At 61.4% G+C, this 21,188-nt stretch carries 14 protein-coding genes and 6 pseudogenes; 6 read left to right on the forward strand and 14 right to left on the reverse strand.

The genetic code is table 11. The features are described 5' to 3' along the window. Window positions 1-25: 25 nt before the first annotated feature. Window positions 26-409 (reverse strand): annotated as a pseudogene (locus ACZRN6_RS28725) (ABC transporter permease); the annotation flags it as partial. A gap of 609 nt (window positions 410-1,018) precedes the next feature. Between ACZRN6_RS28725 and ACZRN6_RS28730 the strand changes: the two are divergent. Then, a pseudogene (locus ACZRN6_RS28730) lies at window positions 1,019-1,150 on the forward strand (integrase); the annotation flags it as partial. Window positions 1,151-1,152: 2 nt separating this feature from the next. On the opposite strand, the pseudogene ACZRN6_RS28735 reads toward ACZRN6_RS28730, so the two are convergent. The 8 genes and pseudogenes from ACZRN6_RS28735 to ACZRN6_RS28770 form a co-directional block, all read right to left on the reverse strand. Continuing rightward, window positions 1,153-1,515, reverse strand: a pseudogene (locus ACZRN6_RS28735) (conjugal transfer protein TraG N-terminal domain-containing protein); the annotation flags it as partial. Window positions 1,516-1,546: 31 nt separating this feature from the next. Then, entirely contained in the window at window positions 1,547-2,794 is a 1,248-nt protein-coding gene (locus tag ACZRN6_RS28740) for an OprD family porin (protein WP_322144571.1), read from the reverse strand. Window positions 2,795-2,885: 91 nt separating this feature from the next. After that, the gene (locus ACZRN6_RS28745) at window positions 2,886-4,109 is read right to left on the reverse strand and encodes a M20 family metallopeptidase (RefSeq protein WP_464009420.1); all 1,224 of its coding nucleotides are present in this window, start codon (window positions 4,107-4,109) and stop codon (window positions 2,886-2,888) included. Next, a complete protein-coding gene (nikE, locus tag ACZRN6_RS28750) occupies window positions 4,109-5,734 on the reverse strand; it encodes a nickel ABC transporter ATP-binding protein NikE (protein WP_464009421.1) in 1,626 nt (541 codons plus the stop codon). Before nikE ends, ACZRN6_RS28745 begins: the two co-directional genes overlap by 1 nt. Further along, window positions 5,734-6,564: an ABC transporter permease gene (locus ACZRN6_RS28755; protein ID WP_322144574.1), complete on the reverse strand. Its 831-nt coding sequence runs from the start codon at window positions 6,562-6,564 to the stop codon at window positions 5,734-5,736. Before ACZRN6_RS28755 ends, nikE begins: the two co-directional genes overlap by 1 nt. Further along, entirely contained in the window at window positions 6,557-7,504 is a 948-nt protein-coding gene (locus ACZRN6_RS28760; protein WP_322144575.1) for an ABC transporter permease, read from the reverse strand. The genes ACZRN6_RS28755 and ACZRN6_RS28760 overlap by 8 nt, the downstream gene beginning before the upstream one ends. Window positions 7,505-7,519: 15 nt before the next feature. Next, window positions 7,520-9,091, reverse strand: a complete 1,572-nt coding sequence (locus ACZRN6_RS28765; protein ID WP_464009422.1) for an ABC transporter substrate-binding protein — start codon at window positions 9,089-9,091, stop codon at window positions 7,520-7,522. Window positions 9,092-9,187: 96 nt separating this feature from the next. Beyond that, window positions 9,188-10,480 carry a M20 family metallopeptidase gene (locus ACZRN6_RS28770; protein WP_464009423.1) on the reverse strand — a complete coding sequence of 431 codons (1,293 nt, stop codon included), beginning with the start codon at window positions 10,478-10,480 and terminating at the stop codon, window positions 9,188-9,190. A 70-nt stretch (window positions 10,481-10,550) separates the two neighbouring features. Between ACZRN6_RS28770 and ACZRN6_RS28775 the strand changes: the two genes are divergently transcribed. Both ACZRN6_RS28775 and ACZRN6_RS28780 read left to right on the forward strand, forming a co-directional pair. Beyond that, window positions 10,551-11,324: a GntR family transcriptional regulator gene (locus ACZRN6_RS28775; protein WP_464009424.1), complete on the forward strand. Its 774-nt coding sequence runs from the start codon at window positions 10,551-10,553 to the stop codon at window positions 11,322-11,324. Window positions 11,325-11,386: 62 nt separating this feature from the next. Further along, window positions 11,387-11,689 (forward strand): annotated as a pseudogene (locus tag ACZRN6_RS28780) (ANTAR domain-containing response regulator); the annotation flags it as partial. A gap of 155 nt (window positions 11,690-11,844) precedes the next feature. Here the strand turns inward: ACZRN6_RS28780 and ACZRN6_RS28785 are convergent. After that, window positions 11,845-12,888, reverse strand: coding sequence for an LLM class flavin-dependent oxidoreductase (locus ACZRN6_RS28785; protein WP_322144579.1), 1,044 nt, complete (start codon window positions 12,886-12,888; stop codon window positions 11,845-11,847). 343 nt (window positions 12,889-13,231) lie between these two features. Between ACZRN6_RS28785 and ACZRN6_RS28790 the strand changes: the two are divergent. Both ACZRN6_RS28790 and ACZRN6_RS28795 read left to right on the forward strand, forming a co-directional pair. Further along, window positions 13,232-14,116: pseudogene (locus ACZRN6_RS28790) on the forward strand (cache domain-containing protein); the annotation flags it as partial. 309 nt (window positions 14,117-14,425) lie between these two features. Then, window positions 14,426-15,022, forward strand: a pseudogene (locus ACZRN6_RS28795) (methyl-accepting chemotaxis protein); the annotation flags it as partial. A gap of 86 nt (window positions 15,023-15,108) precedes the next feature. On the opposite strand, the gene ACZRN6_RS28800 reads toward ACZRN6_RS28795, so the two are convergent. Beyond that, window positions 15,109-15,594, reverse strand: coding sequence for a flavin reductase family protein (locus ACZRN6_RS28800; RefSeq protein ID WP_177089399.1), 486 nt, complete (start codon window positions 15,592-15,594; stop codon window positions 15,109-15,111). Window positions 15,595-15,930: 336 nt separating this feature from the next. On the opposite strand from ACZRN6_RS28800, the gene ACZRN6_RS28805 reads away from it, so the two are divergent. Continuing rightward, window positions 15,931-17,337 carry a purine-cytosine permease family protein gene (locus ACZRN6_RS28805; RefSeq protein WP_322144581.1) on the forward strand — a complete coding sequence of 469 codons (1,407 nt, stop codon included), beginning with the start codon at window positions 15,931-15,933 and terminating at the stop codon, window positions 17,335-17,337. A gap of 90 nt (window positions 17,338-17,427) precedes the next feature. Here the strand turns inward: ACZRN6_RS28805 and ACZRN6_RS28810 are convergent, their stop codons facing one another. From ACZRN6_RS28810 to ACZRN6_RS28820, 3 genes are read right to left on the reverse strand one after another with little or no spacing between them, the layout of a single operon-like run. Then, window positions 17,428-17,991 (reverse strand): sarcosine oxidase subunit gamma, encoded by a 564-nt coding sequence (locus ACZRN6_RS28810; protein ID WP_464009425.1) that lies wholly within the window; start codon window positions 17,989-17,991, stop codon window positions 17,428-17,430. A gap of 3 nt (window positions 17,992-17,994) precedes the next feature. After that, window positions 17,995-20,892, reverse strand: a complete 2,898-nt coding sequence (locus ACZRN6_RS28815; protein WP_464009426.1) for a 2Fe-2S iron-sulfur cluster-binding protein — start codon at window positions 20,890-20,892, stop codon at window positions 17,995-17,997. Continuing rightward, window positions 20,889-21,188, reverse strand: coding sequence for a sarcosine oxidase subunit delta (locus ACZRN6_RS28820; protein WP_322144584.1), 300 nt, complete (start codon window positions 21,186-21,188; stop codon window positions 20,889-20,891). The genes ACZRN6_RS28815 and ACZRN6_RS28820 overlap by 4 nt, the downstream gene beginning before the upstream one ends.

Raw genomic sequence — 21,188 nt, forward strand, 5'->3', positions numbered from 1 at the left:
ACACCGCCACAGCAGTCGAGTGCGATCAAACCACCAAGATACGCAACTTTTCACTGCGAACGCGTAACCACTCCAGCGCCAGCAACAGCACTACCGAGAAGCCGATGAGCAGAGTCGCGGCAGCGGCAATGGTCGGGCTGAGGTTTTCCCGGATACTGCTAAACATCCGAGGCGGCAGCATGGTTTATCCGGGCGCGGCGAGAAACAGCGTCACCACTATGTCATCGAACGACGTCGCAAAGGCGAACAGCGCACAGGAATCATCCTTGGTGCGATCAGCGGCAACGTCACACGGGTGGAACGCCGTCAGCGGCGATGCCCCAAGGGTGGCCGCAGCACGGGGCAGGTTATGGTTAAAGCCTTGCAACGAGACCGACACGGTAATGATCACAAACGGCAGACCCAACACGACAGCTGGTGCCCGATTTAGGGCGGGAGTACCGAGTGCATGAGCAGTTTTATCTCCTAGTAATCTGTCCGCCTACTGCGGAGCTCGTCAACCACTCGGAGATGATTCAGTTTGAGCTATGGCAGACGAGTAAGAAGTATGTGTTCCGACAGTTCCTGTTTCTCTATGGGATCCAAATTATCGATAGCGTCGGCCTGGGTGTGACATTGACTGGTTGCGGGTGGCGCCAAGTGGTGCAGCTTGGAATAATTTCCCCCGGGCTGTTGACAGACCTGCCAAACAAGTCCAGAATTGCGTCCATTCCTGAGATAGGAAAGCTGGAAACCCTTTGTTAATCAAATGGTTAGGGGCTAGATTAGAGTCTCGTTTCCCGCTCCAAATATTGCGCTGCAGAGTTCCACTGAATTCTGTAAGTGATTGAAATCAGGACCTTCGGGTCCTTTTTTCGTTCCGGCGGGAACCACTGAAATCCAGCATTATCCGGTGCGTTTAAGTCCCGATTTAAGTCCCGATGGGAATCTTGAATTTGGATGAGTAATGAATCGGTTTGTTGCTGGAACAGTTGGATAGCGAAATGAGCATCTGGCCCTGACTCTGTTCAGGAGCTCGCAAGGCCGCCAGAGCACGCTCTCGCAAATCTTAAGAATCTTCAATAAAGACATCCTGCCATCGCTTGGTGGGCGGTCCGTCTACGATATCAATCGTCACGATCTGCTGGATTTGTTGAGCAGGATCGAACAGCTTCACCCCTTCCTTAAGGCCTTCCCAGCAGACATCAGAGCTCCAGCGCCCCTTGCACCAGCGTCCTGCGCTTGAGCCGCGCCTTTGCCAAGCATGCCGTCGGCAATTGAGCCAACGCTATATCCTGCCCAGCTCAAAACTTGGTTGTACAAGCTGTCGAGCATGCTGGAGTCGACCCAGCGCGCCAGTTCCCACCAGAAGGTCAGCATGTGTAAGGTGAACAGCGCGAACGTCACGGTCATGACGGTCTTCAGCTGATAGGTACTGACCAGCAGGATCAGCGGCAAGCTGATGATGATGCCCATGGTCAGGGAGGCCTGCACCATTGGCAAGGCGGCGCGTAGTGCATTCATTGCCTGGAAGTGGCCCGGAGGCGACCGCCGCCGGGCCTTCACCTTAAAGGTTGATTGGGTACTGCGTAATGAACCTCACGTCGTCAACATCGTTATTGAACGAGTTGCGATAGGTCGCTTGGCGCAAGCGGAACGAGAGGTCTTTCAATGGCCCGCTCTGGATCACATAAGCGGCTTCCAGGTCACGCTCCCATTCGTTCTGGTTGGTGGTGCCGTTGGCCAAGGTGATGTTGCTGCCCTTGATGTAGCGGGCAAACACGTCCAGCCCTGGCAGGCCGAACGCCGCGAAGTTGAAGTCGTAGCGCGCTTGCCACGAGCGCTCGTCCTCACGGGTGAACTCGGCGTATTGCACGTAGTTGGCCAGGTAGTCGGTGTTGCCACCGTCGGTGTAGAACACGTAGCCGTTCTTGCCAGTGATTGCCTGGTAAGCCAGGGTCACTTTATGCGGGCCATAGGCATAGGCGCCCTTGATGCTGAACGCGTTGCTGTCGATCACACCGCCATTTTCCGCACCGATGCTCTTCTGGTTATAGAAGCGAAAATCGGTGGAGAACGTCTGCTTGGCATCGATCGGTTTGACCCAGCTCAGGCCGGCGTATTTCTTCTTCCACAGGTCTTCGACCTCAGAGGCATACAGCGCGCCGGTGAGGTTGGGGGTGAAGTTGTAGGTGGCGCCGACCACATCCGCCTTGGTCATGGCGCCGGCGTTGTGCGCGCTTTGGTTGTAGGTGCTCAGGGAAGTGAGGTGCGCCACGTCCACGCGCAGGTTGTCGATCTCCTTGCTGCTCAGGTAGAACCCTTCGGTGGTTTCCGGCAGCAAGCGACTGTCGCCGGTTGAGAACACCGGCAGGTTGAGCGTTTGCTGGCCGTACTTGAGCACGGTCTTGGAGACCTTGATCTTCACCGCCACTGCCGCCCGCGAGTAGTCATCCGCCGCATGGTCCACACCGGGAACATGGTTACCGCTGCTGGGCAGCAGGCCGCTGTTGATGCGGTCCGAACTGCTGTCGAGCTTCATGCCATACAGGCCAATAGCATCGATACCCAGGCCAATGGTGCCGGGGGTGAACCCCGAGGTGAATGTACCGATGAAACCCTGTGCCCATTCACCGCGATAGCTTTGTGCGGTGTGCGCCGCATCCCGGAAGTCGCGGTTGAAATAGAAGTTTCGCGCGAGCACCGAGGTGGTGCTGTCCTTGAAGAACGGATTGTCCTGAACGTCATCCCCAAACGCTGCGCAGGAAATAGCCGCGCACAGCGTTGCACTGCCAAGCTTGAAAGCTGATCTCATGGTTTAAGCCCTTATCAAAAAATAATCAGCAGATGGCGAAGTCATAAAAGTGTTGTTTTTGTTATTGGCATCCGTGCTTCTCGCTTATGAATCAGGGTGCTTCGGCCACCTCGCAGATGCTCAGAATGGCCAGGATGTAAACGCGCACCATGTCCAGATAGTCGCGTTTGTGTACGCGCTCATCCGGCATGGTGTTGAACTTGCCGCCAGGGCCGCAGACCACGCCTTGCATGCCCAGGCGTTGGTAAAAGTGCGCGGCGTCGGTGCCGAAATACGAGGGCGGGGTGATGATGCCGGTGGCCTGTGGTTCGCCACGTACCCGCTGATAGGCAGCGTTCACCGCTTTGACGATCGGCGAGTCGTGGGACACCTCGAACGGTGGCATCAGCGGCTGGTTGTCACTGTCATTGATCAGCGTTGCCTGCAGGCCGGGAAACTGCTCGCAGAGCTGGTCGAGCAGGTGTTGCAAGTCTGCCAATACCGATTCCACGGTCTGCCCCGGCGTGTAGCGGGCCGAGCCGCGCAGGCGCAGAAAATCCGCCACTTGCGGTGGGCGCCACTCTTCAAGGTCACGACCAAGGGCACCGCGGATCACGCCGATGTGCCCACGATTGACCTTGGCATGTTCCGGCGAGCGGGCGCCGCTGAAGGTGATCCCGTTGATCTGCGGAATCAGTTGCACGGCGGCGGTGATGACGTCGACTGCTTCTTCGCGCTTGGACAGGTGGCGAGTGTCGCCGGTCAGTTCGATGACGAACATCAGCGAGCCTACGTGCAGGGTCACGGCTTGCAGGTCGGTGGGTTCGGAGTTGATGAAGTAGTCAGCCTTCACCCCCTGTTCGATGGCGGCGATGGTGCCGATGCCACCCTGCAACTCGCCCACCACATAGGTCAGGACCACGTCGCCCTTGAGCTTGATGCCGGCATCGATCAGGGTCTTCAGCGCGCAGAAATAGGCGGCGTCGCCGGCCTTCATGTTCGACACACCGATGCCGTAGATGAACTCGTCATCAATCTTTCCGGCCCACGGGTCTACGGTCCAGCCTTCGGTGACCGGGTTGGTATCAAGGTGCCCGTTGAACAACAGGCTGTGGCCACCGCCCTGGCCCTTCAGGGTGCCGATGGCATTCAGGCGCCCGCCGGGCACCGGCATCAGTTCGGCGTGCAGGCCCAGCTCCTGCATCTGCCCGGCCATGTATTCGGCCAGTTGGCGTTCTTCCGGGGTGGCGCTGTAGCTTTTGTGCTGCACCATGCGCGCGAGAAAATCCAGGCAATACGCCTCGTCAATACGGTCGAGTAGCGCTTCAGGCGTCATCAAATCGGCTCCGGTTCGGTCAGGGGCTGCGGCACTGCGTCGAGCAGGGCGCGGGTGTAGGGGTGAGTGGCTTGGGCGGCCATGCCCACCGCCGGCAGAATCTCCAGCAGGTCGCCGCGGTACATCACGCCGATGCGGTGGGCGATCTGGCGGATCAGGTTGAGGTCATGGGTGATGAACAGGTAGGCGGTGCCGTGCTGGCGCCGCAGTTCCAGCAGCAGCTCGATCACCGTGGCTTGCACCGAGACATCCAGCGCAGCGGTGATTTCGTCGCAAATCACTAGTTCCGGGCGGGCGGCGAAGGCGCGGGCAATCGCCACGCGCTGCTTTTGCCCGCCGGACAACTCATGGGGATAGCGGCTGGCAAAGTCTTCGGGCAGGCGCACCTCGCGCAGCAGGCGGGCAATCGCCTGGACTTCGGTTTCACCCTCGGCCAGGCCGTAGAGGCGCAATGGTCGCGAGAGGATCTGGCCGATGGTCTGGCGTGGGTTCAACGACGCGTCCGGGTGCTGGAAGATGATCTGCACCTTGCGCCGGTAGTCGCGGTTCATCTGCGCCGGACCGTGGATCGGCGCACCGTCGAAATGCACCGCGCCGGTGAACGGAGTCAAGCCGGTGAGGGCTTTGGCCAGGGTGGATTTGCCGGAGCCGGATTCGCCAATGATGCCAAGGATTTCACCGCGCGCCATGCTCAGGCTCATGTCGCGAGCGCCCATGGATGGCGCCGATTTGCGCCGCAACAGGCTGTCGAGCAGGGCGGGGCGGCCATAGCGCACGTTGAGGTCGCTTACGCGCAACAGCGGTTCGCCGCTGGCGGTGGGTTCGTCCAGCAGGCGTTTGTCGGCGGCCGGCACCGCTGCCACCAGGCGTTGGGTGTAGGTATCCTTCGGCGCGCTGAAAATCCGCCCGCCACGGGCCTGTTCGACGATGCGTCCCTGGTTGAGCACGCACACCCGGTCAGCCACCCGCGACACCAGCGCCAGGTCGTGGGAGATGTACAGCGAGGCGACCCCGGTTTCTTCCCGCAGGCGGCGGAACAGTTGCAGGATTTGCGCCGAGCTGATCACGTCGAGTGCAGTGGTCGGCTCATCAAAAATCAAACATTGCGGGCGACAGGCAAAGGCCGTCGCAATCAGCACGCGCTGCTTTTCGCCCCCCGAGGCTTCGTGGGGAAAGCGCTTCATCATGGCTGCCGGGTCTTTGAGGTCGACGTCAGCCAGCAGCTGTTCGCCCAGGGCCCAGGCGTCGCGGTAGCTCAGGTTCCGATGGCGGGTGAGGACTTCCACCACCTGCTCGCCCAGGCTCAGGGTCGGGTTGAGGGAGGCGCTGGGGTCCTGGAAGATCATGCCCAGGCGGCCACCGCGCAGTTGTTCGACCTGGCGTTGCGGCATCTGTAGCAGGTTCTCGCCCTGCAAGCTGATGCTGCCGCCGATCTCCCGCGCGTTGCCGGCCAGGTAGCGCATGATTGCCCAGCCGAGGGTGGTCTTGCCCGAGCCGGACTCGTCCACCAGCCCGACCACTTCACCAGCGGCCACGCTGAAGTCGATGTTTTGCAGGACGTGCAGCGCGCCGCCGGGCAATTGATAGTCGAGGCTGTAATCAGCCACTTTCAATACGGTACTCATCAGCGCTGCCCCTTTGGATTGAGGGCATCGCGCAAGCCATCGCCCAACAGATTGAAACCGATCGCCACGGTGGCGATGGCCAGGCCTGGCATGAGCATCATCCACGGTGCCTGGAAGAAATAGCGCCGCGCTTCAGCGACCATCAGGCCCCATTCCGGCTGCGGCGGTTGTGCGCCCAGCCCGAGGAAGCTGAGGGTGGCGAAGAGCATGATGGCGAAGGCCACGCGGATGGTCGCTTCGACGATGATCGGCGCGACGATATTGGGCAGCATTTCGCGCACCACGATGTACACCGTCGATTCTCCACGGGCGATCGCGGCATTCACGTAGTCCTGGCGCCGAGCGGCGAGGGCGACGCTGCGGGCGATGCGCGCCATGCTCGGAACAAAGGCAATGGTGATCGCCAAAACCGCGTTGAAGTCGCTGCGGCCCAGAGTACTGACGATCAGCAGGGCGAACAGCAGGGTGGGGATCGACATCACCGCATCCAGGGTACGCATCAGCGCTTCGTCGATGCGCCCGCCGAGGTAGCCGCTGACGGTGCCCAACAGCGCACCGACCAGCATCGCCATGGCGGTGGCCATGACCGACAGCGAGATTGTTGCGCGGGCGCCGATCAGCAGGCGGCTGAAGATGTCGCGGCCCAGTTGGTCCGTGCCAAACCAGTGCACCAGGCTTGGCGCCTTGTAGCGCGCAAGAATCGAAATGGCTTCCGGGTCGAAGGGCGCCAATGCGGGGCCGGCGCACACCAGCACCACGGCCAGCAGCAGGATCAGGCTGCCCAGCAAACCCTGGGGAGTCGCCAGCAGGCGGTAGAAAACATTACGCATATTGAATTCGCCGGTCGAGATAGGCATAGGCCAGGTCAGCCACGAAGTTGACCAGGCAGTAGGTGGCGGCGAGGATCAGCACGCCCCCCTGAATCGCCGGCAGGTCGCGGGCGGCGACCGCTACCAGCAGTTCGCGGCCGATGCCGGGGATGTTGAAGATCTCTTCGACCACCACAATTCCGCCCAGCAAATAGCCGACATCCAGGGCGACAATGGTGATGGTCGGCAACAAGCCGTTGCGCAACGCATGGCGCAGCAGCACCCGGCGCCGTGACAGGCCCTTGAGGCGTGCGGCGCGGATGTAGTCGGTTTCCAGCACGTCGATCATTTCCGAGCGCACCATGCGCGACACATGGGCGACCATGATCATCGACACCGTCAGCGTCGGCAGGATCAAGTGGCGAATGCCTTCACCGAAATTATCGGCAAGAGGCACATAGCCGGTGGCCGGCAGCAGTTGCCAGAAGTCCGCGAACAGCAGGACCAGCAGCGTGGCCGTCACAAACTCCGGCAATGACACGCCGATGTACGACAGCACACCGATAATCAGGTCCACCGGACGGCCACGGCGCACGGCCGCGACGATGCCCAGCGGGATTGCAATCAGCAGCATCAACAGCAACGAGCAACCCGCCAGTAACAGTGAGCGGCCGAGGGCATCCAGCAGCGAGCCGAGCACCGGCTGGCCGTTGCGCATCGACACGCCGAGGTCGCCGTGCAGCACCGCCATCAGCCAATGGCTGAATTGCACCCAGGCGGGTTGGTCCAGGCCGAGCCTGGCGCGCAGGGCAGCCAGGGCTTCGGGCGTGGCGCTTTGGCCCAGCAGCGTCACCGCCGCATCGGCGGGCAACAGTTGGGTAATCGCGAAGACCAACAGCGAAACGATCAGCAAGGTGTACACCACCAACAGCAATCGCTTGGTCAGGTAAGCAGCAGTCACAGGTTCATCCTCGGGTCATCCGCGCTTCGGAGCGCTGTCGTCAAGCCAGGCCTGGTCCAGACGGAAGACTGCGCCGCGTGGGTGCAGTTGGTAGCCCTGAACATAGGTGCGCTGGGCGGCCAGCACGTCGAAGAAGGTCGGGATCAGCGAGGGCACTTGCTCGTGCATCAACTGTTGCGCTTTGGCGTACAGCGCGCTGCGCTTGACCGGGTCGTCGGTGCCACGGGCGGCGGCCACGGCAGCGTCGAATTCAGCGTTGTTCCAGCGGGTTTCGTTCCATGCTGCATCGGAGGTGTAGAGCAGCGAGAACACCGCATCGGCCGAAGGCTGCATGTTGTAGAAACCGACGTAGAAGTTGCCCTTCTTCCACACCTGGTCCAGGTAGGTGCTGTTGGCCATGGTCGCAACGGTTATGTTGAAACCGGCAGGCTTGGCCATTTCGCGCACGGCAATCCCCAGTTGGGTGCGGGTAGACGGTTTGTCCGAGGCCACCAGGGTGATGTCCAGCCCGTTGGGGTAGCCGGCGTCGGCCAGCAGTTTTTTCGCTTGGGTCAGGTTGGCTTGGCGCAGCTCAATGTCGCTGTAGTAGCGGTAGGCGGCATTCAGCGGCGTGTCGTTGCCCGGTGTGCCAAAGCCTTCTGCGACAAAGTCCACCATGGCCGAACGATCGACGCACAACGACAACGCCTGGCGCACGCGCACGTCATTAAAGGGTGGTTGATCGCAACCCATGTTGATGTTCAGGAACTGCCCGGACGCCACGCGCAGGCCCTTGACGCCATTCGCCTCACTGAGGCGGGTGAATTCGGTGGCCTGGGCCGAGAGCATCAGGTCGATGTCGCCGGACATCAGTGCCGAGCCTTCCGAGGCGGGGTCTGGGTAGACGCGGATTTCGACGCGGTCCAGGTGCGGGCGTTGCGGGTCGTAGAAGTGTTCGTTGCGAGTGACTACCACCATGCGTTCCGGCTCGAACGACACCAGCTTGAATGGGCCGGTGCCGATGGCTTCGCGAGACAGCCGCGTCATGTCGCTTTGCAGGATCGCGGCCGGGACGATCTTGGCGTCCGGGTAGGCAAGGCTTACCGGCAAGTCGGCATAGGGGGCGGTGGTGGTCAGCTTGATGTGCAGGTCGTCCAGCGCCTCGACGCTTTTGATCGGGCCGATATTGCGCAGGCCGGGGGAGGCGGTTTTGGGGTCGAGCACGGCTTGCAGGCTGGCGGCGACGTCTTTAGCGGTGCAGGCGCTGCCATCGTGGAATTTCAGGTTGCCGCGCAGGGTGAAGGTCCACTCGGTGAGGTCGGCGTTATGGCTCCAGGACTGCGCCAGGTCGGGCTCGGCTTGCATGTCCTGGCTCAGGCGGGTGAGGCCGTTGTAGAGCAGTTCGCTGAGCAAGTACTCGGGGTTGACCCTGGCCAGCAGCGGGTTGAGCATGCCGACCGCCTGGTCGACGCTGATGCGCAAGGTCCCACCTTTTTGCGCGGCCGCAGCGGCCCACAGGGTGCTGGAAAACGGCAGCATGGCGGCGCCGGTGACGATGGCGGAAGTGGTCAGAAAGCGACGGCGATTCAGCCTGAAGACGGTATTCATGGCAATACTCCACATGGCAATGAGAGAAGCGTGGGGCAGCTACGTAAAAAAAGCCGATGACCAGTCTTGGCGCCAGTCTTCGGGGGGGTATTTTGCTCAGCCAGGCTGGGCGGTGGTGCTCGATTGCGGGGTGAAATCTTCAGCCAGGTAGGCCAGGATCGATTGCGCCAGGGCGACCAGGTCGCTGCGCGTGGTGTATTCGTCGGCGGCATGGATCTGGCTTTCCGGGCGTATCAGCCCGCCCAGCAGGATTTCCTGAATCCCGGCTTGCTGGACCCAGCCCATGTCCGAGCTGCTGGACGAGCCGTAGCACTGGAATTGCTCCTGGGTAAAACCGAAGCCAACTCCCAGCGCCGCCTGCCAGCGTGGCCAGTGCGGCCCGGTGGGGTCGGCGACCGGCGCCAGATGGCCGATCACTTCGTGTTCTACGGACAACGCTTCGGTACCGGCCATGGCCGTGTCGATGCACTGTTGCAGCTCGGCCATCACCGACTCGAACGGTTCCTGGGGCGCGTAGCGGCGATTGATCAATATTTCGAACTGCGCCGGGATGGTCGAGCCCTTGCTGCCGCCGTGAGCTGCGGCCAGGGTCATGCGTGAAATCAGCGGCGCGCCGTGGTAGTGGGGCGGCGCCGGCATCGGCCAACTGCGTTGCTGCACCTGGTGTTTCAGGCTGTTCAGGGCGTTGAGCAGCGGCAGGCTTTGTTCGATAGCGTTAATGGCATCCACCGGTTCGCCGGAATGCGATGAGCGCCCCTTGACGGTAATCTTCAGGTCGATGCTGCCGAAGCAACCCGCCCAGATACGCGGCGCGGCGCCTCCGTTAAAACTGAGGATGTGGCCTTCTACCAGTTGCTGTTCGGCCAGGTAGCGAATGCCGGGGTACAGACCACCTTCTTCATCGGTACACAGCAATAGCGACGGGCAGAAGCGCAGCGGCAGGTTGAAGCGTTGGGCAGCGCGCAGGGCGGCGAGGGTGGCGGCCACGCTGCCTTTCATGTCGGCGGTGCCGCGCCCGATGAGCTTGCCGCCGACTTCAGTCAATTGCAGCGGTGGTTGGGTCCAGCCATCGCCTGGCGGTACGGTGTCGACGTGAAAATACAGGCTGCATACTTCCTGTTCGCCCGGTTGGCGCGCGATCAGGTTGATGCGTTCGCCATGGGCTTCACCGCTGCGGGTCTGCCACAAGGCTTCTGGCACCGTGACGCGGCGGGTCTGCAAACCCAGCGGTGCCACCAGCGTTTCCATGAGGTCGGCAAACGCGCCGTAGCCTGCGCCGGGTGGAAAACAGGTGTCGACTGCGATCATTCGTTGCAGATCATCGATCAGCGAATCATGATCCGCCTCGATCGACTCAAGTGCCTGCGTCAGAGCTGCATGGATGGGCATTTTTGGGTCTCGTTGTATTTCTATATAGTTTATAGTTAAGTATCTCGATATTGCCCGTCAAGGAAAAAATATGACCGATAGCAACGCGCCGTCTGCGCCTGCCAGTTCTTTTTCGCGCCTGAGCGAGCACGACAGCGCGCCATTGTATGAAGTGGTCAAGCGCCATATCTCGGAAGCGATCCTGATCGGGGAGTGGCCCAGCGGCACGGTGATACCCAGCGAAAATGCCCTGGCCAATGATTTTGGCGTGTCCGTAGGGACTGTGCGGCGTGCGCTGGCGGAGTTGGTGTCGGAGGGGATGCTGATGCGCCGGCGCAAGACCGGCACGGTAGTGACGGGCTGGGCGCCGCTGCATAACCTGCGCTACTTCTTTCAGTATTTCCGTTTGCACAATAAGGAAGGCGCACTGCTGAAATCGCGCACCGCCTTGCTCGATTACCAGCTCGGCGAGGCGACTGCGCTGGACGCGCAAAAGCTGTTGATCGAAGAGGGCAGCCCGGTCTATCGCTTGCACCGCTTGCGCAGCATTGAAGGCGTGGCAGCGATGCACGAGCGCTTTACCGTGGTCGCCAGCAAGGTGCCGGACTTCCCTGGCCCCGACGAGTTGCCGGAGCTGCTTTACCGTTACCTGCTTGAGCAGTACGGGCTAAGGGTGGCTGCCGTGCGCGAGCAACTGACTGCGGGGTTGGCCAATGAGGAGGATTGCCGCCTGCTGGAACTGACCGCGCCACACGCGGTGATGATTATCGACGCAGTATCGTTCGATCAGGCTGCAACGCCGGTGATGATGACCCACCAGCGTGTCAGCACTGAGCACTTCATGTATGTTAACGAAATACGCTAAGGAAGCTGCGGCTGCTTGAGCCGCATTGCTGGAGTCGCGCAGCTGAGATTTCGCGAACGGCCATTCTCACCGCTTTGGCGATCACGCTCAGTCAGTCACGCAAGGCCCGCGAACGGGAAAGGCACGTCAAGCGCCTGGAAGGGCGCATGGCGGTAATGCGCACCGTGCAGCAGGCCAAAATAATCCTCATCGAAACCAAGGGCATGTCGGAGACCGACGCCTACAACGCGTTGCGAGATCAAGCCATGGCCAAACGCGAGCCGGTGGAAAAAATCGCTGAAGCGCTGGTCAAGGCCCACGAGTTGCGGGCCTGGTTTCGGCTGGTGCGGGTGCTCTGTTACTGGCGTGTTAAGTTAATTTCTTGAGTTAGTACGCCAGCAGTACAACTCGCTAATGAGAGCCGATTTGGCTATGGGCTGTTTTTTGCCACCACTGAACATCCCTCGGTATCTGCAGACTTCGTCGTCTGCTGAAACAACAACGCCGGCAAATGCCGGCGTTGTTGTTTCAACGCTTATCCTCAGCGAAACGCCGGCACCACGTGCTTGATAAACAGCTCCAGGGACTTTTTCTTCTCTGCGTGGGGCAGGCTGTTGTCACACCAGAAGCTGAACTCGTCCACTCCCAGTTCCTGGTAGTACCGGATGCGCGGGATGATTTCTTCCGGCGTGCCAATCATCGCGGTCTTGTGCAGGCTTTCCAGTTCGAACTCCGGGCGGGCGGCGAATTTTTCTTCCGGGCTCGGCTCGAGGAAGCCGTTGACCGGCACGGTCTTGTTGCCGAACCAGGCATCGAAGGTGCGATAAAACCGGGCGATCGCCTTGGCCCCGACTTTCCAGCCTTCAGGGTCGTCCACCGCATGCACGTGGGTGTGGCGCAGCACCATCAGTTGCGGGCGTGGCACATCCGGGTTGTTGTCCAGCGCGGCCTGGAACTTGTTCTTCAGGTCGAGGACTTCTTCGTCGCCCTTCATCAACGGGGTCACCATGACGTTGCAGCCGTTAGCCACCGCAAAGTTATGCGAGTCTGGGTCGCGCGCGGCAATCCACATCGGCGGGTTGGGCTGCTGGATCGGCTTGGGCACGCTGGTGGAAGTCGGGAACTTCCAGATGTCACCGTCATGGGCGTAGTCGCCTTTCCACAGTGCACGCACCACCGGCACCATCTCGCGCAGGGCTTGGCCACCGCTAGATGCGGGCATGCCGCCGGCCATGCGGTCGAACTCCACCTGGTAGGCGCCACGGGCCAGGCCGACTTCCATGCGCCCGTTACTGATAACGTCGAGCAGCGCGCATTCGCCCGCTACCCGCAACGGGTGCCAGAACGGCGCGATGATGGTACCGGCGCCCAGGTGAATGGTCGTGGTCTTGGCCGCGAGGTAAGCCAGCAGCGGCATCGGGCTGGGCGAGATGGTGTATTCCATGGCGTGGTGTTCGCCAATCCAGACGGTGCTGAAACCACCCGCTTCGGCCATCAGGGTCAGTTCGGTCAAGTCTTCGAACAACTGGCGATGGCTGACACTTTCATCCCAGCGTTCCATGTGCACGAACAGGGAAAATTTCATGACGCTTACCTCGGATCTATTGTGATCGGCCTGTCGACTGCGGCCCTTAAGTGCTCTCGCCAATGTGAAGCGTGCCAGTAATGACGGCTATTCGGCGGATTGATTGTTGGTATACCATAATACGGAATATCCGCAAAACTTTTCTCTCCAACGGTCGCACACTCACCTCACAAGGAAGGCGAGCTAGATGAACATAAAACAAAAATTGATCCTGGCGTTTGCGGTGATCGCCAGCCTACCGGTCATTCTGGTGGCTGTGATGATCATCCTCAACGTGCGCCATGAGGCACGTGACGGCTTTATCGACGGCAGCGAACGTGAGATTCGCCAGGTCGACAACGCGATGCAGCTGTTCTTTGAAGGCATCAGCCAGAATGTCGCGTACCTGGCGGCGCACCCGCAGTTGCAGAGCATTAATGGCGACGTGAAACGCTATCTGGCCAGCGACGCGGCCCAGGTCGCGCCCGGCGAGCGCGACCAGCAGCTGTTCAAGCTGTTCGAGGGCTTGGCCAAAAGCCATGCGGCCTACACCTACTTGTCATTGGGTACCGAAGACGGCGGTTATGTGTTCTGGCCCGGCGACCCCAAGCTTGCCGGTTACGACCCGCGCACCCGGCCCTGGTACAAGACGGCCATGGCGCACCCGGGCACCATGCTGCGCACCGAAGCCTATTACTGGGCTGCCGATGACGTGGTGCTGGTCAGCACCGTGCAAAGCTTCAACGATCGCCAGGGCAAGGCCGGCGGGGTGGTGAACATCGATGTGTCCCTCAAGCAACTGACCGACCTGGTCAAACAGATCAAGTTGGGTGACAGCGGCTACCTGATGTTGATGGAGGCCAATAACACGGTGCTGGTGGACCCGAATGACCCGTCCCACAACTTCAAAAAACTCAGTGAGTTGGGCGAGGGTTACCGGCAGTTGAGCGAGGCCGGCCAAGGTTTGGTGCAGGTCGAGTTGGCCGGGGAACGCTACATGGCGTTTGTTTGGCCGTCGAAGGCGTTGGGCTGGCGGTTCGTTGGGGTAGTGCGCGAAAGCGAGGTGATGGCCGGCGCGGCGCGCCTCACCTGGCTGATCGCGGCGATCGCGCTGGTATGCGCCGTGTTGTTTGCCGTGGTGGGTGCCTGGTTTGCCGGGCTGATCGTCAAGCCGATTCGTGGCGTGGCCAGCGGCCTGGAAGGCATCGCCCAGGGCGAAGGCGACCTGACGGCGCGCCTGCCGGTAAAGGGCCGCGACGAGACGGCGCAACTGGCCGGCTGGTTCAACCAGTTCCTCGAAGCGATCCGTACGCTGATCCAGCGCATCGGCCAGGCCGCCGGGCAGATCCACAGCAGCTCGGGAAGCGCCATGGAGGTCTCGGTGGAAATGGCCGAAGTCGCCTCGCGCCAACGCGAAGCCGTTGACATGGTGTCCACCGCGTTTCATGAAATGGTCGCCACTTCCAATGAAGTCGCGCGTTCCTGCAGCCAGGCCGCCGATTCGGCCGACAACGGCCAGCGCCAGGCGCACACCGGCCAGCAGCAGATCGACGCGGCGGTAAACAGCGTAGGGCGCCTGAGCGAAGAAATCGGCCATTCTGCCCAGTCCATGGAGCAACTGGAAAAAGACAGTAACGACATCCAGTCGATCCTCGGCACCATCCGTTCCATCGCCGAGCAGACCAACCTGCTGGCGCTGAACGCCGCCATCGAAGCAGCGCGTGCCGGTGAACAGGGCCGTGGTTTTGCCGTGGTGGCGGACGAAGTGCGCGCCCTGGCCAAGCGCACCTCGGACTCCACCGGCGAGATCGACGGGCTGCTGGGCAACCTGGCGCGGCGCACTCATCAGATGGGCAAGCAGATGCATGCCAGCCTGGAGGTTTCCCAGGAAACGGTGGTGTCGATCAACGAGGCACGGGCCAGCTTTGGGTTGATTCGCGAGTCGGTGGACGTGATCCGCGACATGAACACGCAAATTGCCACGGCCGCCGAAGAGCAGCACCAGGTGGCTGAAGACATCAATCGGCATATCAGCCAAATTCACGGGGATGCGCAGTTGGTGGCGAGCCTGGCCGATTCCACGCGCCAGGATGCGCAGCAATTGACGGCGTTGTCGCAGACGTTGAATCAGTTGGTCAGCCGTTTTCGTACCTGACAACAGATGGAACTGACACACAGCAATCCAAATGTGGGAGGGGGCTTGCCCCCTCCCACATTGCCCACATTGGATTCAGGTGTTGCTTAGGCCGGCATGGGCAACGCGCCCATCTTGCCGTGGCAATACACCAGTGGCCCGGCGTTCTGCTGGGGCACGATCAGGTTCTTCACCGAACCGACCATGATCGCGTGGTCACCGCCTTCGTATTCACGCCACAACTCGCATTCGATCACCGCCGTGGCATTGGCCAGTATCGGGTTGCCCCGTTCGCTCAAGGTCCATTCGATGCCCTGCGCCTTGTCTTTGCCCTTGCGCGCAAAGGCATAGGCTTCGCTCTGCTGCCCGCCGGACAGCACATGAATGGCAAAGCGTTTGTTCTTGATCAGCACCGGGTAGGAATCGGAGCTGTAGTTGGGGCAAAACAGCACCAGGGCTGGGTCCATGGACAACGAGCTGAAAGCGCTGGCGGTCAGACCGACAATTTGCCCGTCGTCGTCGAGCGTGGTGATCACGGTGACCCCGGACGGGAACGAGCCCATCACTTGTTTGTAGATGGCGGCGTCGATCATGGGACAGTCCTCTTGAGGTGGAGTGGGGACGGCAAAGCGGGTTTTATGATTTTGTAGGTCTGATGGTATACCGTAATACAATCAAATCAAGAGCTTTTTAAAACCGCCGACAAACGTTGGCCTTTGGTCTTATAACCAATAAATACGGGGGTTGAGGCGAGAATAGGTGAAGGGGCATGTGGCACAATTACGGATCAGATGCAGCTTGAGACTACGGATCAGTCTTGTGAAAATGTTGGAATACCATAATATGGTGTTCATCTGAGGGGCGGCCAGAGAGCGCCCCCGGTTTGGCGTCAAACAACTATAAGATCAGACCAACGCGAGTGCATTTCCATGCCCCAAATGTCCCGGCAAGACCCCCTGATCGAGAATCACACGGTCGATTACGTCCCCCTCGCGGAGCGCCATGGAAAGGCCCGCGACCTGTTCACCTTATGGTTCAGCACCAACATTGCACCGCTGCCCATCGTCACCGGCGCCATGGTGGCCCAGGTGTTCCATCTCAACCTGGTGTGGGGGCTGCTGGCGATTGCCCTCGGGCACCTGCTCGGCGGCATCGTGATTGCCCTCGCCTCGGCCCAGGGCCCGCGCATGGGCATCCCGCAGATGGTGCAGAGCCGGGGCCAGTTCGGGCGTTTCGGCGCACTGCTGATCGTGTTTTTCGCGGCGCTGATCTACATCGGCTTTTTTATCTCCAACATCGTGCTGGCCGGTAAGTCCATCGTCGGCATCGTGCCGTCCGTGCCGGTGCCGGCCAGCATCCTGATTGGCGCGCTCAGTGCCACCGCCATCGGCGTGATCGGCTACCGCTTTATCCATACACTGAACCGCATCGGCACCTGGGTGATGGGCAGCGCATTGCTGGCGGGCTTTCTCTACATTTTTGCCCATGACCTGCCGGCAGACTTCCTCACCCGTGGCGGCTTCAACCTGGCCGGCTGGCTGGCGACGGTGTCGTTGGGGGTGATCTGGCAAATCAGCTTTTCGCCCTATACCAGTGACTATTCGCGCTACCTACCGGCGGATATCGGCATCACCCGGCCCTTTGTCGCCACCTACCTGGGCGCCACCCTCGGCACCATTTTGTCGTTCTCCTTTGGCCTGGTTGCCGCCCTGGCAACGCCCGAAGGCACTGAAGCGATGGTCGCGGTCAAGCAGGCCACAGGCACGCTTGGGCCGATCCTGATGGTGCTGTTCCTGCTCAATATCATCAGCCACAACGCCCTGAATCTGTACGGTGCGGTGCTGTCGATCATCACGTCGATCCAGACCTTCGCCAGCCACTGGACGCCCAGCATCAAGGTGCGCGTGATGCTGTCCAGCGTGGTACTCGCCGGTTGCTGTGTGGTGGCGTTGGGCGCGTCGGCGGACTTCATCTCGCAGTTCATCGGCCTGATCCTCGCGCTGCTGGTGGTGCTGGTGCCGTGGGCGTCGATCAACCTGATCGACTTCTACCTCATCAAGCGTGGCGCCTATGACATTGCCTCGATCTTCCAGGCGGACGGCGGGATCTACGGGCGCTTTAACCTGCATGCGATCGTGGCGTATTTCATCGGCATCATCGTGCAACTGCCGTTTGCCAATACGTCGCTGTATGTGGGGCCTTACGCCAACCTGGTGGAAGGCGCAGACCTGTCGTGGCTGGTGGGGTTGGTGGTGACGTGCCCGTTGTATTACTGCCTGGCGACACGTCAACGCACGCAAAAGGTCAGGGCGGCGAGGTTGGGCTATACCGACTGACCCTGGCGAGTGCCGCGCGGTCCAAATGTAGGAGCGAGCAAGCCCGCTCTCACATTTTTGGTCGGGGTCGACTTCAAACCCGCTGCATATTCAGAGCACATTACCCCCGCCAAACTCCTCCAATGCATCCAGCAGTGCACTCATGAAGTATTCCTTCGAGGCGCGATCCCACAGGATATGAAACGCCGGTGCATCCACACTGCCCGAGTGGATGACGATCGCATTGGCCCGCGCCACCGACGTCTGCGCCACTGCCCCCGGCTTGAAGGCCGCAGCGCTGAGGTCGACACCACAGAGCTTCGCCATCACCTGGGCAATCACATCGCCGCTGAACAATACGCAGGCGTGGCTGTCCTGGCGGGGCAGCAGGTAGTTGGCGCGGTGGTCCAGCTCCCAGCGTGCTTCTTCATCGGCGATGCGCTGGCCTTGGTCCAGCGGGCTGCCCAACACCAGGTATTCACTCTGTGACAGGCGCGCTACCCAACTGCCGTCCGCCTGCGCGGTGGCCTGGTTGGGCGCTTCCGGCAGGCTGAAACCGCGCGCGCTCAGGTACTCGGCGCTCTGGCTGCCGCGAAAGCCAACCCTTGGCAGGTCGGTCTGGTCGACCAGGCGGCATGGCGGCGTGAATATCTCGTGTGCTTTCAGACTGGTCATGGCTTAACCCTCCTGGCGTTGGTTGGTAGGGTCGAAAAAGGGCAGTGGCACCACCTCGGCCTGGACGACAATGCCGCCCTCGACGCGAATCGGAATCCGCTGCCCCGGCGTGCTCTGGTCGATACCGGCATAGGCCAGGCCGACTATTTTGCCCAGGGAGCTTGAGTACTCGCAGGAGGTGACATTGCCGCTGATGTCCGGGCCGTTAAGCACCAGGTGGCCTTCCAGCGGTTGCACGCTGCCCTGGGGCAAGGTGAAACCCACCAGTTTGCGTTTCAACGGCTGGGCTTCGAGGATGTCCACCGAGCGGCGGCCGACGAAGAATGGCTTGTTGCGGCTCACCGCCCAGCCCATGTCGATTTCTGCCGGGTGGGTCATGCCGTCGGTGTCCTGGCTGATGATCACGTGGCCTTTTTCCAGGCGCAGCAGGCGTTGGGTTTCGACGCCGAAGGGGCGAATCTCATGGGCTTTGCCCGCTGCCATCAATGTATCCCAGAGCGCCAGGCCATGGCGTGCAGGCACGTGGATTTCATAGCCCAGCTCGCCGACAAAACCCACCCGCAGCAAGCGGGCCTTGATCCCGGCGACGGTGCCCTGGCGTACACCCAGATACGGAAAACCTTCGGCGCTCAGGTCGAGGTCGGTGCACACCTGCTCCAGCACTTTGCGCGAATCCGGCCCGGCGACGTTCACGGCACAAATCGCAGCGGTGACGTTGGCCACATCCACGTCCAGGCGCCATTGTGCATTCCACTTGAGCATTTGCTGGTAGATCCGGTCGACGCCGCTGGTGGTGGCGGTGACGTAGAAGTGGTTGTCGCCAAGCCGCGCGCACACGCCATCGTCGATGACTACGCCGTGCTCATTGGTCATCAGTGCATAGCGGGAACGGCCCACCGGCTGCTTGAGAAACGCGAAGGTGTACATCCGGTTAAGCAATTCGGCGGCGTCCGGGCCGCGTACATCCAGGCCGCCCAGGGTCGATACATCGATCAGGCCGACCTTGTTGCGCACATGCAGGGCTTCGGCCTGCATGCATGCCTCGCGGTCCTGGGGTTTGCCGTAATACGCCGGGCGTTGCCAGATGCCGGCGGGCATCATCTTCGCCCCTGCCTGCAGGTGCCTGGCATGCATCGGTGTTTGACGGTAAGGGTCGAAGGCGCGCCCGGCGACGTGCGCCAGTTTTTCCGCCACAAACGGCGGCCGCGCGGTGGTCACTCCGGTTTCACTGATGTTGCGTTGGGTGGCCCACGCCACCAGCCGCGCTGTGGGCAGTGCCGAGTGGCGGCCCTGGGACGGGCCCATGCCCACGGTGGAGTAGCGTTTGACCAGTTGCACGTCGCGGTAACCGATGCGGGTGGCGTTGACGATATCCGCCACTTGCAGGTCCTCGTCGAAGTCGACGAAATCCTTGCCTTTGGGGTGCGGGAAGATCGGCCAGTTGAAATTCACCTGGGCTTCGCTGCGCAACGGCAACTGAGGGCTGGCGGTACTCAAGCCGAGGGCAAGCACACTGTTGGCCGCGGCATTGGTTGCGTCCACCAATACGTTGTCCAACTGATGCCGACCGTGGACGGAGCCCGCCACGTTCAGGTTGTGCGGCAAACCGCTGAGGCTGAACGCTGCACGCTGGTCGTCGTAAGCCAGCTTGCCGCCGGCCTGGCACAGCAGTTGATAGACCGGCATGTAGCCGGCCGACATGCACAACAGGTCGCAGTCAATCAGTTGCCCACTGTCGCTGACCTGGCCCTGGCCGGTGATCTGGCGTACGTCGACGCCCTTCACGTGGCGCATGCCCTTTTCATGCAAGGCCTCGAACACTGTGCTGTTGGTCAGGCAACGGATGTTGCGCAGGGCCAGCGCGGCTGGCAGCGCTTTGTCGGCGGGGGCCTGGCGCAGGTCGATCACGGCAGCCACCTGCACGCCCTGGTCGTGCAGGTCGAGGGCTGCGAGGTAACCGTCATCGTTGCCGGTCAGCACCACGGCACGTTTGCCGGGCTTGACCGCGTACAGCTTCATCAGGCGTTGCGCGGCACTGGTGAGCATTACGCCCGGCAAGTCGTTATTGCGAAAGATCACCGGCTGGTCGAAGGAGCCGCTGCACACCAGGCACTGGCGCGCGCGCACCTTGTATATCCGCTTGCCCTGGATCACCGGCAGGTAGTTGTCGGTGAACCAGGCGTTGCAGGTGGCCTCGGTGAGCACCTGGATATTGGCGTGTTGCTGCACCGCGCCGAGCAGTTCGCGGCGCAGGGATTCGGCGCGCGTGCCCTCGATATCGAAGCGGGCATAGGCCAGCGAACCGCCCAGGATCGGCTGCTGCTCGATCAGCAATACCTTGGCCCCGGCATTCGCGGCGGTGAGGGCCGCCTGCAAACCGGCGGGGCCGGCGCCGATCACCGCAAGGTCGGTAAACAGGTAGGCCTTGTCGTAGTACTCGGGCTGGAACTTCAGGTCGAGCACACCCAGGCCGGCTTTTTTGCGGATGATCGGTTCCCATACCTTCCACATGCCCTTGGGCTTGTAGAACGAGCGGTAGTAGAACCCCACCGGCATGAATTTGGAGAACTTGCCCAGGTAGGCATCGCGGTCGTTGTCCAGCGAGCCGTTGACGTTCTGCGCGCTCACCTGCAAGCCGCCAGACAAGGGGTGGGCGTCGGCCAGCACGTTCGGCTCCTGGGGCAACTGCACCAGGCTGTTGGCGTCCTGGCCGGCCATGGTCAACGGGCCGCGCGGGCGGTGGTATTTGAACGAGCGGGAGATCAGGAAGCGCCCGTTGGCCAACAGCGCGCTGGCGATGCTGTCGCCTTGCAAGCCCTGGTAGCGTTGGCCGTCGAAGCTGAAGTCGAGCAACTGATCGCGCTGGATCAGCAAGCCCATGGGGGCGGGTAGGCGGTTCATCCGGCGATCTCCTGGGCGGTGTTGAAGTCGACGCGAGTACTGAACAGTTCCTTGGGGTCGAAGGTGCGCTGGATCTCATCGGTGACGGTGTGGCGCTCGGCGAGGAACCAATAGCTCGATGGCGTGTGCATCCACCATTCGCGCACTACGCCGGCAAGGTTGTCGGTGTTGAACACGTAGTCGGCCCATTCGGCATCGCTGCAGTTCACCGGGTCGGGCATGGGCTTGAACTCGCCGCCGTAGGTGAACTCGCTGATATTGCGCGGCCCGTTGAGCGGGCAAATCATGATTTTCAT

The organism is Pseudomonas sp. A125, assembly GCF_055409485.1.

Coding starts and splice junctions, on each gene's coding strand:
- ACZRN6_RS28765 (WP_464009422.1), bottom strand. CDS start 9,091: ATGAATACCGTCTTCAGGCTGAATCGCCGTCGCTTTCTGACCACTTCC.
- ACZRN6_RS28800 (WP_177089399.1), bottom strand. CDS start 15,594: ATGATCGACGCCGCCATCTACAAACAAGTGATGGGCTCGTTCCCGTCC.
- ACZRN6_RS28820 (WP_322144584.1), bottom strand. CDS start 21,188: ATGAAAATCATGATTTGCCCGCTCAACGGGCCGCGCAATATCAGCGAG.
- ACZRN6_RS28785 (WP_322144579.1), bottom strand. CDS start 12,888: ATGAAATTTTCCCTGTTCGTGCACATGGAACGCTGGGATGAAAGTGTC.
- ACZRN6_RS28740 (WP_322144571.1), bottom strand. CDS start 2,794: ATGAGATCAGCTTTCAAGCTTGGCAGTGCAACGCTGTGCGCGGCTATT.
- ACZRN6_RS28815 (WP_464009426.1), bottom strand. CDS start 20,892: ATGAACCGCCTACCCGCCCCCATGGGCTTGCTGATCCAGCGCGATCAG.
- ACZRN6_RS28745 (WP_464009420.1), bottom strand. CDS start 4,109: ATGACGCCTGAAGCGCTACTCGACCGTATTGACGAGGCGTATTGCCTG.
- ACZRN6_RS28770 (WP_464009423.1), bottom strand. CDS start 10,480: ATGCCCATCCATGCAGCTCTGACGCAGGCACTTGAGTCGATCGAGGCG.
- ACZRN6_RS28805 (WP_322144581.1), top strand. CDS start 15,931: ATGCCCCAAATGTCCCGGCAAGACCCCCTGATCGAGAATCACACGGTC.
- ACZRN6_RS28775 (WP_464009424.1), top strand. CDS start 10,551: ATGACCGATAGCAACGCGCCGTCTGCGCCTGCCAGTTCTTTTTCGCGC.
- ACZRN6_RS28755 (WP_322144574.1), bottom strand. CDS start 6,564: ATGCGTAATGTTTTCTACCGCCTGCTGGCGACTCCCCAGGGTTTGCTG.
- ACZRN6_RS28810 (WP_464009425.1), bottom strand. CDS start 17,991: ATGACCAGTCTGAAAGCACACGAGATATTCACGCCGCCATGCCGCCTG.
- nikE (WP_464009421.1), bottom strand. CDS start 5,734: ATGAGTACCGTATTGAAAGTGGCTGATTACAGCCTCGACTATCAATTG.